The sequence below is a fragment of the Streptomyces sp. NPDC006384 genome (genome assembly GCF_042870695.1).
Taxonomy (GTDB): Bacteria; Actinomycetota; Actinomycetes; order Streptomycetales; family Streptomycetaceae; genus Streptomyces.
The window spans coordinates 1-11,603 of sequence record NZ_JBIAHR010000048.1; the positions used below are offsets into that span (position 1 = coordinate 1).

The window sequence follows — 11,603 nt, forward strand, 5'->3', positions numbered from 1 at the left end:
ATGGGGACGTAGCCGGCACCGGTACGCCAGACCGCCAGCAGTGCCACGATCAGGTCGGCCGACCGGTCCAGCAGCACTGCCACCGATGATTCGGGTCCCACGCCGGCCTCCCGCAGCCGGTGGGCGAGACGATTGGCGCGGGCGTCCAGCTCCGCGAACGTCAGCGTCTCACCGTCCGACTCCACGGCCACCGCGTCCGGGTGCCGCTCGACCTGCTCGGCGATCATCTCTGGCACGGAGCGCTGCGGGACCGGCAACGTGGAGTCGTTCCAGGTGGTCAGTACTCGTTCGCGTTCGCCGGCCGGCAGGAAGGTCTCGCGGGCGTCGCCGTCCACGTCGGCGGCCATCGACTCCAGCACCGCCCGGTACATCGCCGCCAGCCGGTCCACCGCCGCCCGGCCGAAGTGGTGCCGATGGCCGGTGATCACCATGAACCCCGCGCGGGTGGAGACGCCGAGCGGGAACTCGGTGGGGCTGTCGTCGATCGTGGCCGGGTAGTCGACGAGGTCCTGGTCGACCTGGCGGAAGTTCTGGTAGCTGAAACGGACGTTGACGAGGCGTTCGCTGCCCGCGAGTTCGCGCTGCATGGCGCCGAGGGGGTAGCGGCGGTGCGGCCAGACCTCGATCTCCTGGTCGAAGACCTGACGCACCAGTTCCCGCCAGGTGCGGGCGCCGCGCCGGTGGGCGAACGGCAGCGGGTTGAGGTACACGCCGTAGACGCGTTCCGCGCCGGCCGCCTCCGGGCGGGCGTTGGTGACGAGGCCGGTGAAGAACGCCTCTTCGGGCGTGAGCTGGCTCATCACCTTGAGGTGCGCGGCGTGCAACACGCTCTTGATCGGCACCTTGGCCTGCGTGGCGAGGGTGCGCAGGCCGGTCTCCAGGTCGTGGTAGGGGACCCAGGAGCGGTTGAGGCCGCGGGGGGTGGTGGCCGGGTCGTCGCCGAGGCCGGAGGGGATCTCGAAGGGCGTGTGCTCGTCGAGGATGCCCTTCCAGTAGGCGCGGTCCTCGTCGTCGGCGAGGGACTCCAGTTCGGCGGCGACGAAGTCCGCGTACCGGATGTCGGGGGTGTCCGGGTCGGGGAGGGGCTCGCCGGCGCGCAGCGCGTGGTAGGTGGTGACCAGTTCCATCAGGAGGGAGTGGTGGCTCCATCCCTCGAGGACGGCGTGGCATTCGGTGAGGGTCAGCCACCAGGAACCGTCGTCGCAGGCGTGCCCGGTGAAGCGGATCAGCGGGGCTCGGGTGAGGTCGAAGAGCCGGGTGCGCTCCTCGGCCATGTAGGCGCGCAGCGACGCTTCGACGGCGTCGGCGTCCAGCCCGGTGAGGTCCCGCGCGGCGACGGGGGAGGTCACGTCGGTGGCGGGGTGCACGAGCTGGAGCGGGACGGAGTAGCCCTCGACGGCGAAACTGGAGCGGAGGATCTCGTGGCGGGCCAGGACGGTGTCGACGGTCCGCTGGAGGACGTCCGGGTCGAGGGGCCGTTCGTCGAGGATCCGGAAGCAGGTGGAATTGTGGTAGTGGTTGCGGCCGTCGTCGGCGAGCATCTCCACGACCATGCCGAGCTGCACCTGGGCCAGCGGATAGGCGTCCACCAGCCCTTCGGGGAGGCGGTCGCGGTCCTCGGCGCCGAGCAGGGCGAAGGGGGCGACGGGCTGCCGGGGAGCGGCGGGGGCGGGGCGTCCGGTGACGAAGGCGACGAGTTCGGCGGGCGTCCGGTGCTCGAAGACGTCGCGGACGGTGACGTCGTACTCGCTGCCCCGCAGGGCCCCGACCAGGGCGACGGCGCGCAGGGAGTCGCCGCCGAGGTCGAAGAAGCTGTCCTCGACGCCGACGGTCTCCGCCCCGAGGACCTCACGCCAGACGGCGACCATCTCCTCCTCGGCGGGCGTGCGCGGTGCGACGTGCACCGCGTCGACACCGAGGGCGCTGCGGTCGGGGGCCGGCAGGGCCGCCTGGTCGAGCTTGCCGTTGACGGTGAGCGGGATGCGGCCGACGACGAGGAACGCGGCCGGGATCATGTAGTCGGGCAGGGTGCGGGCGAGCAGGGCGCGCAGTTCGCTGGGCGCGGCGACGGCGTCGCCGGTGGGCACGACGTAGGCGATGAGGCGGCGGTCGCCGGGGGTGTCCTCGCGGGCGACGACCACGGCGTCGCGGACCCGCGGATGCGTGGTGAGCGCGGCCTTGATCTCGCCGAGTTCGATGCGGTGACCGCGGATCTTGACCTGGTGGTCGATGCGGCCCAGGTAGTCCAGGCTGCCGTCGGGACGCCGGGAGGCGAGGTCGCCGCTGCGGTAGAGACGGGTGCCGGGGGCGCCGTAGGGGTCGGGTACGAAGCGTTCCGCGGTGAGGGCGGGGCGGCCCAGGTACATGAGGGCGACGCCGGGACCGCCGACGTGGATCTCGCCGGGCACACCGACGGGCACGAGTTCGCCGTGCGGGCCGAGCAGGTGGACCTGGAGGTCGCGCAGCGGAACGCCGACCGGGTTGCCGGTCTCGGCGTCCAGGTCGGCCTCGGTGACGAGGTGGAACGTGGTGTGCACGCAGGTCTCGGTGATGCCGTACAGGTTGGCGATGGCGGTGACGTCGAGACCGCGGCGCTCCACCCAGGGGCGCAGGGCGGGGATGTCGAGCCGCTCGCCGCCGAACGACACGACGCGCACGGCGAGTTCGCCGATCAGGGGATGGTCGTCGGCGGCCAGGGAGACCAGGCTGCGGAAGGCGGACGGGGTCTGGTTGAGGACGGTGACCTTCTGCCCGGCGAGCAGGCGCAGGAAGTCCTCCGGCGAGCGGGAGACGTCCGGCGGTACGACGACGAGCCGGCCGCCGTGGACGAGGGCGCCCCAGATCTCCCACACCGACATGTCGAAGGCGTACGAGTGGAACAGCGTCCACACGTCGTGCTCGTCGAAGCCGAAGTGCTCCTCGGTGGCGGTGAAGAGGCGCAGCACGTTGGTGTGGGAGAGGCCGACGCCCTTGGGGCGTCCGGTGGAGCCGGAGGTGTAGATCGTGTAGATCAGGTCGTCGGGGGTGGCGCCGGAGTCCGGGTCGTGTCCGGGGGCGGCGGCCAGCACGGCGGCCTCCTCCGGGTCGTCGAGGACGACGAGCCGGCCGTCGGCGGCGTCGCGCAGGTGCGCGGTGTGCCCGGTGGAGGTGACGACGAGGTCGGCGCCCGCGTCGCGGAGGGTGTAGGCGATGCGGTCGGTGGGGTGTTCGGGGTCCAGTGGCAGGTAGCCGGCACCGGACTTGAGGACGCCGAGCAGGGCGGGCACCAGATGCGGTCCGCGGTCGAGGGCGACGGCGACGAGGCGGCCGGGGGCGGCGCCGAGGGAGCGCAGGTGGTGGGCGAGGCGGTTGGCGCGGGTGTTCAGCTCGGCGTAGGTGAGGCTTTCGGCGCCGCAGACGACGGCGACCGCGTCGGGAGTGGCGGCGGCGCGTTCCTCGACGAGCCGGTGGACGCAGCGGGTGGGCGCGTCGAAGGTGCGCACCTCGGGCAGCAGGACGGCGAGGTCGGCGTCGTCGAGCATGTCCAGACGGGACAGGGGGCGGTCCGGGTCGGCCGCGGCGGACGCCAGGAGCCGCTCCAGGTGCCGGGCGATGCGCTCGACGGTGGTCCGGTCGTAGAGGGCGGTGCTGTACTCCAGGGTGCCGGTGACGGAGCCGTCGGCGGCCTCCCGGAGCTGGAGGGTGAGGTCGAAGCGGGAGACCTGTGAGGTGGCGGTCAGGGCTTCGGTGTCGACACCGGGCAGGGTGAAGCCGGTGGTGCGTTCGCGGTGCATGGTGAACGCCACCTGGCACAGCGGGGTGCGGGACATGTCCCGGGCCGGGGCCAGCTCGTCGACGAGGCGGGCGAAGGGGAACTCCTGGTGGTCGAAGGCGTCCAGGACGGTCTCCCGGGCGCCGGCGACGAGCTGCCGGAAGGTCGGGTCGCCCTGCCACCGGCCGCGCAGGACCAGGGTGTTGATCCCGTAGCCGATGAGCCCTTCCAGCTCGGGCCGGTCGCGGCCGGAGACCACGGTGCCCACGGCGATGTCGTCGCGGCCGGTGTAGCGGGAGAGCAGGCCCTGGTAGCCGGCGAGGAGCGTGTGGAAGAGGGTCGCTCCGTGCGCGGCGCCCAGGTCGCGCAGCGTACCGGCCAGCGGGGCCGGCAGGTGGACGGGGACCGCGTCTCCGGCGTACGACCGGGTGGAGGGGCGCCTGCGGTCGGTCGGCACCTCCAGCGGGGTGAGGCCGGCGAGCCGTTCCCGCCAGTGGTCGAGCTGCCGGTCCAGTTCCCCGGAGTCGAGACGGCGGCGCTGCCAGGCCGCGTAGTCGGCGTACTGGACGGGCAGCGGGGCCAGGGGCGAGGGCTCGCCGCGGCCGAACGCCTCGTAGAGGGCGGCCAGTTCACCGAGGAACAGTCCGACGGACCACTCGTCGCACGCCACATGGTGGAAGACGACGACCAGCAGGTGGTCGTCCTCCGCGACGCGGATCAGCCGCGCCCGCAGCGGGGCGCCGTCGGCCAGGTCGAACGGGCGGCCCGGTTCGGCCTCGGCCAGCCGGCGGGCCCGCTCCTCCCGCTCGGCGGGGGTGCCGGTGCCGGTGAGGTCGTCGACAGGCAGGTCGAAGCGGCCGGGAGGGTCGATCAGCTGGACCGGCTCGGTGCCGTCGAGGCGGTAGCGGGTGCGCAGGATCTCGTGGCGGGCCACCAGCTCCTCGAAGCCCCGGCGCAGCATCTCCGCGGAGAGCCGCCCGCGCAGCCGCAGCGCCACCGGGACGCTGTACTCCCAGCTGTCCGGGTCGAGCCGGCTGAGGAACCACATCTGCTGCTGCCCGTGGGAAAGGGCGAGCCGGCCGTCGCGGCCGACGGGGGTGACGGCGGCTCGCCGGCCGCCGCGGCCCCCGGCGAGCCTGGCCCGCACCAGCTCCTCACGCCTGCTGTCGACCGATCCGCCGCCGGCCGTTCCAGTACCGTCGACCTGTCCGCTCGTGCGGACTTCGCCCGTGGTCATGCTGAGCGCCCCTCCCGACCTTCGTTCCGTACGACATGTCTCGTGTGGTGCCTGCGTGGTGCTGGGTACTGCGCGGTGTGGTGCCGCCGGCACCGCGGGCCGTGCGGCGCGGTCAGGCGCCGGCCTGCTCCATGCGCCGGCGCAGGCTGGCCGGCCGCAGGTCCGTCCAGACCTCCTCGATCCGCTGGAGGCAGTCCTGCCGGGAGCCCTCGGTGCCCTCGGCGTGCCAGCCGTCCGGCAGTTCCCGGCCCGCGTCCCAGATCGAGTACTGCTCCTCGTCGTTCAGGACGACCCGGTAGGTGCGGTGGTCGGTCTGCTCGTCAGCCATGACGGTGTCCCTTCGGTGGTCGGATGCTCGCCCAGCGTCGGACGCCGACCTATACCGGGGCTCTTATCGGCTCTCTTTTGGCCCGGCGGGCGAGACGACCCGGGCCCCGGAACACCGCGCGAGCCCGGGAAGGCGGCCGGTCCCCGGCGGGCGGCCGGGCGCCGGAGGACGGCCGGGCGCCGGAGGGCGCGCGCCGGGCGAGGGGCGCGCGCCGGGAGACGGCCGGACCCCGGAGGACGGCACACGGCCCGGTCCCGACGGGGGTCCGGGACCGGGCCGTGTGGGTCCGGGGGCGGTGCGGGGACGTGCCGGGGTGACCTACTCGCGGGCTCCGATCAGCTGCACGGCCCGGGCCCGCAGCGCCGCAGTGACCGGCAGGACGGTACCGAGCAGTGCCAGCAGGGTGGAGACCACCGCGACGCCCACGACGACCGCGTACGGAACGACGATCGGGGTGGTGCCGAAGAGCTGGAACAGGGCCCCTCGGAGCCCGGCCAGGTTGACGGCGGTGGCGGCCAGCGCCAGCACCACGCCGATCGCGGACACGAGGAGCGACTCGGCGACGAAGAACCGCAGCACCTGCCTGGGGGTGGCGCCCGCGGTCCGCAGGACCGCCAGGTCGCGCCGGCGGTCCGCAGTGGCCATCAGCAGCGTGTTGAGGATCGCGATGAAGCAGAACAACATGATGATCACCGCGGTGGAGCGCTGCCGGACCTCGTTCAGGTGCCGGGCGTAGGCCGCCTCGGAGGCGACCAGCTCGTCCCGCGACATGAAGGTGGCGCCACTGCCCTCGACCGCCTCGCGGACGGCGGCGGTCGCGGCCTGCCGGTCGGCGCCCTCGTCCAGGGAGATGTACGCGCGGCGGGCCAGGCCGTCGCGCGCGAACAGCGCGGTGCCGGCGAACCGCGGCGGCAGGTAGGCCACGTCCTCACCGCGCAGCGCCTCGTACACGGCGGCCACCTTCAGCTCGTGGGTGCTGCCGTCGGCCATCAGCACGGTCTGTGTGGAGCCGACGTCCATGTGCCACAGGTCGGCGACGGCCATGCTGTTCTCGTCGAGGTCGTCCAGGGAGCCCTCGACGACCTCGAGGTCCATGGTCCGCTTCAGCGCTTCGGGATCGACGACCAGGCCGTCGTTCTCGTCGTAGCGGTCCTCGTCCTTCCAGTAGACCGTGGTGAGCAGCGGCGCGGCGATCTTCACGCCGGGCACCTCGGAGACCCGGTCGACCACCTCGGTGCTGATGCCGGGGGTGCCGTCGGGAGCGAGGGCGTAGTCGGAGACGATCCGGTTCTGCAGGCCGCTGTCCCGGGCCGCGCCCAGCGAGTCGGTGGCGGCGAGCAGGGAGAACGCGAGGCCCACGGTGAGCAGCACCGGCGCGGCGGTCGCCGCGGTCCGGCGGCGGGCGGTCAGCGCGCTCTGCCGGACCAGCATCGCCGTGGGGCCGTTCGCGCGGCGCCACGGCCACATCAGCAGCCGGGCCAGCGGGCCCACGGCCAGCGGGGCGAGGACGGCCGCCGCCAGCACCGGCACCATCAGCGAGACCACGTACACCGTGGGCGAGAGCACCGTCACCGGGGAACCGGTGGCGATCCAGGCGGTCCAGCCGACGCCGCCGAGCAGGGCCACGGCGCCGAGCAGGGCGCGGCCCGGGGTGACGCCCGTGTCGTCCACGGCCGCTTCCCGCAGCGCCTCGACGGGCTGGACGGAGCCGGCGCGGCGGGCCGCGGCGGACGCGCCGCCGACCGACACCAGGAGCCCCACCAGGAAAGCCGCGGCGAGCGGCGCGAGCACGGTCCAGTGCAGGGACGGGGTGACGGTGAACCAGTCCGGCGACACCCCCATGGAGATCAGCATGTCGGCGAGGAGCTGCGCCCCGAACAGGCCGAGGGCGGTGCCCACGGCCGAGGCGAGGCCGCCCACCAGGAGCGCCTCGTTGCGGACCATCTTCCGCACCTGCCTGGGAGTGGCGCCGACCGCACGGAGCAGGGCGACCTCCCTGCGGCGCTGGACGACCGCGAAGGCGAAGGTGGACGCCACCACGAAGACGGCGGTGGTCCCGGCGACGCTCGCCATCACCGGCACCAGCGTGATCGTGTTGTCCAGGGTCTCGCGGTCCTCGGCCTCGCTGGCGTCGGCCTTGTGCCGGTCCTGGCCGGTGAGGACCTCGGCCCGGTCGCCGACGGCCTCCTCGACGGCGTCGGCGGGGCCGAGCGCGACCAGCGAGTCGATCCGCGGGGAGAGCCGCGCGGCCTCCGCCTCGGAGAAGAAGACGGCGTCCTCGTAGCCGACGGGGTCGACGGTGCCGCTGACGGTGTACGTCCGCACGGTGGACGCCGTCAGCACGGTCACCTCGTCGCCGGTGCGGGCCTGGTCGGAGGGGACCACGATCTGCCCGTCCGAGGCCGGCGCGGCGCCGTCGGTGAGCCGGTAGCCGCCGAAGCGGGCCACCGGCCACGGGTGCCCGACCTGGTCCTCGGGGCCGCCGCGCAGCTGTGCGTAGAAGGCGCGGTCGACGACGGTCTCGCCGGTCGCGGCGACCCGGTCGCGCAGTTCGGTGCTCAGGCCGCGGGCCGCCTCGGGGGACCGGACGCCGAGGTCGTGGTGGGCCGGGTCCCAGCCGTCCGACTGCGGGCGCACGACCGTGCCGGCGCCGGCGAAGCGCTCCACCGGCCGGTCGGGCAGGTCGAACGCCGTCGTCACCAGCAGCCCCATGGCCGCGACCTGCGCCACGCCGAGGACCAGGGCGACCACCGTGCCGAGGAAGGAGACCCAGCGTGCCCGCAGGGTCTGGAAGGCCACCCGGATCACGACGACACCGCCAGGTGCGTCATGCGCGCGGCGACGTCCTCGGCGGTCGGCTGGAACAGCTCGCCGACGAGACCGCCGTCGGCGAGGAACAGCACCCGGTCCGCGTAGGCGGCGACGTTCGGGTCGTGGGTGACCATCACGATGGTGGTCGTCACCCGGTCCTCGTCGCCGGGGGCGCTGCCCGGGCCCGCCAACGCGCGCAGAGTGTCCAGGAGTTCACGTCCCGTGGACAGGTCGAGGGCGCCGGTCGGCTCGTCCGCGAACAGCACGGCGGGGCGGGTCACCAGGGCACGGGCGATGGCCACCCGCTGCTGCTGTCCGCCGGACAGCTGGCTGGGCCGGCTGCCGGCCTTCTTCTCCAGGCCGACCTGGGCGAGCGCCTGCCGGATCGCACCGCGCGGGGGCCTGTGTCCCGCCAGCCGCATCGGCAGCGCCACGTTCTGCTCGGCCGTCAGCGAGGGCAGCAGGTTGAAGGACTGGAAGATGAACCCGGTGGAGGCGCGGCGGAGTTCGGTCAGCCGGGTCTCGCTGAGACCCGAGGTGTCCTGGCCGTCGATGAACACCCGGCCGGAGGTGGGCCGGTCGAGCCCGGCCGCGCACTGCAGCAGGGTGGACTTGCCGGACCCCGAGGGCCCCATGATCGCGGTGAAGCTGCCCCGAGGGAAGGACAGGCTGGTCTCGCGCAAGGCGCTCACCGCGCTGTCGCCGGACCCGTAGCTCTTGGTGAGCGACTCCAGCCGCACTGCGTCATCCATCGGTTCTCCGCGCTTCGTGGGTCAGGGGATCGGCCGGCGTCCCGTCCGTGACGGAGGCCGGCGCGGGCGCGTCCGGGGCCGGCAGCGCTGCCGGCCCCGACGGGGTGTGCGCCGCGTCGGGTGGTTCCATGCTGTCCGCGCGGTCCTCCCGGGCCGCGCCGGCCCTGCTGAAGACGACGGCGGCCACCAGGGCCAGCACCGCCATCACCGTCGACAGCACCACGAGGGTGTGGCGGCTGCCCACTGCCTCCAGCAGGTATCCCGTACCGAGCGCGCCGAGCGAACTCGCCCCGGACACCAGGAGCATGACGACACTGCCGACCCGCCCCTGCATGTCATTGGGGGTGATGCGCACCTGGTAAGACATGCCGGAGACCGTAACAGTGGCTCCTATAAACGACGTTATGTAGAACAATGCCCCAAGTGCCGGAGCCTGCCGGAAGAACACCGCCGCGGGCATCACCACGGCCCACACGATGTGCGCGAGGATCATGATCTGCCGCATCGCCAGCCGCCGGTTCAGCCAGCCGCCGGACAGCGCACCGCACAGCCCGCCCATGCCGCCCGCCGCCATGATCAGCCCGATGGTCCCGGCGGCTCCGCCGTCCTCCCTGATCACCACGGCCACGGTCAGGATCAGCCCCTGGAACACCAGGTTGCTGACCGAGATGATCAGCAGCGCCGTCCTGAAGTAGGCCCGCCCCCACACCCATGTGAGCCCTGTCGCGACCTCGGCCCGCATCCGGCGTCCGGCACGCGGCCGCCGGGGCGGCTGCCGTTCGCCCCGCAGCTTCACCAGCGTGACCAGCGAACCCACGTAGAGCGCCACGCTGGTCAGGAACGGCACCCACGCCGACAGACCGAACATCGCCCCGCTGGCCGGGTGCCCGACGAAGTTGACGCCGCGGGAGCGGGCCTCGTTGGTGGCCATCGCCGCGCCCAGCTGCTGCGAGGGCACCACGTGGCGCACCATGGCCCGCTCCGACAGCTGGTAGAAGACGGTCATGCTGCTCTGCACGAACGCCACCAGGGCGATGTGCCACACCCACACCGTGTCACCCAGCAGGGAGACGGCGACCGTCGCCACCGCCACCATCCGCACCACGACGCACGTCATCATGACGCGCCGCCGGTTCAGCCGGTCCACCAGGACACCCGCCGGCAGCTGCACGATCAGCGCCGGCAGCAGCCCCGCGAACCCGACGATGCCCGCCGCGCTCTCCGACCTGGTGTGCCAGAGCACCAGCAGTGTGAAGGCCATCCCGGAGCAGCGCTCCGCCATCACCGACATCGCCGAGCCGGTCCACAGCAGCCGGAAGTCGCGGTAACTGCGCAGCGACGGCAGCTTGTGCCCGCCCTCTCCGCCGGAGCGGGCCGCTCTGCGCTTCCGTCTCATGAACGGACGGCCCGGCACCATTCGAGGACCGCCATCGCGCTGTGCAGCTTGTGCGTGGCCTGGGCGAACGCCAGGCTGGCCGGACCGTCCAGCACCTCCGCGGTGACCTCCTCACCCCGGTGCGCGGGCAGATCGTGGAGGAACACCGCGTCCGGGCTGGTCTCCCAGAGGGCGCCGGACACCTGGAACGGGGCGAACACCGTGCGCCAGTCCGCGTCCGGCTTGCTGGTGCCGGTGGTCTGCCAGCGGGTGGTGTACACGACGTCGAACCCGGTGGGCAGGGCCGTCATGTCGTGCTGCTCGGACAGTTTCGCCCCGCTGCGCGCCGCCTGCTCGCCGGCGGTGGCCAGGACGTCCGCCGCCAGGCCGTACCCGGGCGGGGTGCGCAGCTCCAGCTCGGTGCCCGGGAAGCGGGTCAGGGCCAGCGCCAGCGCGGCGGCACTGTTGTTGCCCTCGCCCACGTACAGCACCCGCAGGCCCTCGACGCGGCCGAAGTGGCAGTGCAGGGTGGTGAGATCGGTGAGTCCCTGCGTCGGGTGCTCCTCCGCGGTCATCGCGTTCACCACCGACATCCGCCCGGCCGCCGCCCAGGACCGCAGTTCCGCGGTCGCGTCCGACGTCCTGGCCACCAGCATGTCCAGCATGCCGGACAGCACCCGCCCGGTGTCCTCGGTGGTTTCGCCCGTGTTCAGCTGGAGGTCCCCGGGCCCGAAGGTCACCGTCTGCGCGCCGAGCCGCAGCGCCCCCGTGGTGAAGGCGGTACGGGTACGGGTCGAGGTGCGCCGGAAGTAGACGCCCACCACCTCGTCCCGCAGCGGCTTGGCGACCGCCCCGGCGGCGAACTCCGCCCCGCGGGCGACCAGCGTGCGCAGATCGTCGTCGGTCAGATCGGTGAGTGAGATGAGATGACGCATGCGGATGTCCTTCGCTCGTTGGTCAGCGGGATTCGGCGAGCTGCGCGTCGATCTCGGCCCGGACGCGGTCCTCGATCTCCGCGGCGATCTGCGCGATGGTGGGCCGCTCGAAGACGACCCGGATCGGCAGGTCGAGGTCGAAGTCCTGCCGCAACCGCGAGACGAGGCGTACGGCGAGGATGGAATGCCCGCCGACCTCGAAGAAGCCGTCGTGCACGCCGGCGCTCTTGCCGAGCAGATCCATCCAGATCGCGGCGATGCGTTCTTCGGCGGGGGTGCGGGGGGCTACGTGGGTGTCGGTGGTGGTGTGGTCGGGGGTGGGCAGGGCGCGGTGGTCGAGTTTGCCGTTGGCGGTCAGCGGGATCGCGTCCACCTGTACGTAGAGGGACGGGATCATGTAGTCGGGGAGGGCGT

General features: G+C 73.2%; 7 protein-coding genes. All 7 read right to left on the bottom strand.

Going from position 1 to position 11,603, the window contains the following annotated elements:
• Positions 1-4,988: amino acid adenylation domain-containing protein (locus ACFYOJ_RS35950; protein WP_388598618.1), on the bottom strand; the 4,988-nt coding region annotated here is incomplete at its 3' end.
• A 112-nt stretch (positions 4,989-5,100) separates the two neighbouring features.
• Positions 5,101-5,316 carry an MbtH family NRPS accessory protein gene (locus ACFYOJ_RS35955; protein ID WP_356558891.1) on the bottom strand — a complete coding sequence of 72 codons (216 nt, stop codon included), beginning with the start codon at positions 5,314-5,316 and terminating at the stop codon, positions 5,101-5,103.
• Between the two features lie 318 nt (positions 5,317-5,634).
• Positions 5,635-8,124 carry an FtsX-like permease family protein gene (locus ACFYOJ_RS35960; RefSeq protein ID WP_356558889.1) on the bottom strand — a complete coding sequence of 830 codons (2,490 nt, stop codon included), beginning with the start codon at positions 8,122-8,124 and terminating at the stop codon, positions 5,635-5,637.
• Positions 8,121-8,879, bottom strand: a complete 759-nt coding sequence (locus ACFYOJ_RS35965; protein WP_356558887.1) for an ABC transporter ATP-binding protein — start codon at positions 8,877-8,879, stop codon at positions 8,121-8,123. Before ACFYOJ_RS35965 ends, ACFYOJ_RS35960 begins: the two co-directional genes overlap by 4 nt.
• Positions 8,872-10,275, bottom strand: a complete 1,404-nt coding sequence (locus ACFYOJ_RS35970; protein ID WP_356558885.1) for an MFS transporter — start codon at positions 10,273-10,275, stop codon at positions 8,872-8,874. The genes ACFYOJ_RS35965 and ACFYOJ_RS35970 overlap by 8 nt, the downstream gene beginning before the upstream one ends.
• On the bottom strand, positions 10,272-11,189 hold the full coding sequence (locus ACFYOJ_RS35975; protein ID WP_356558883.1) for an ornithine carbamoyltransferase: 918 nt from the start codon (positions 11,187-11,189) through the stop codon (positions 10,272-10,274). Before ACFYOJ_RS35975 ends, ACFYOJ_RS35970 begins: the two co-directional genes overlap by 4 nt.
• Before the next feature lie 22 nt (positions 11,190-11,211).
• The coding region (locus tag ACFYOJ_RS35980) for a phosphopantetheine-binding protein (protein WP_388598620.1) at positions 11,212-11,603 on the bottom strand (392 nt) is incomplete at its 5' end.

What these genes read in the sequence shown, in the direction of transcription:
- ACFYOJ_RS35955 (WP_356558891.1), bottom strand. Translation starts at nt 5,316, where the DNA reads ATGGCTGACGAGCAGACCGACCACCGCACCTACCGGGTCGTCCTGAAC.
- ACFYOJ_RS35965 (WP_356558887.1), bottom strand. Translation starts at nt 8,879, where the DNA reads ATGGATGACGCAGTGCGGCTGGAGTCGCTCACCAAGAGCTACGGGTCC.
- ACFYOJ_RS35970 (WP_356558885.1), bottom strand. Translation starts at nt 10,275, where the DNA reads ATGAGACGGAAGCGCAGAGCGGCCCGCTCCGGCGGAGAGGGCGGGCAC.
- ACFYOJ_RS35975 (WP_356558883.1), bottom strand. Translation starts at nt 11,189, where the DNA reads ATGCGTCATCTCATCTCACTCACCGATCTGACCGACGACGATCTGCGC.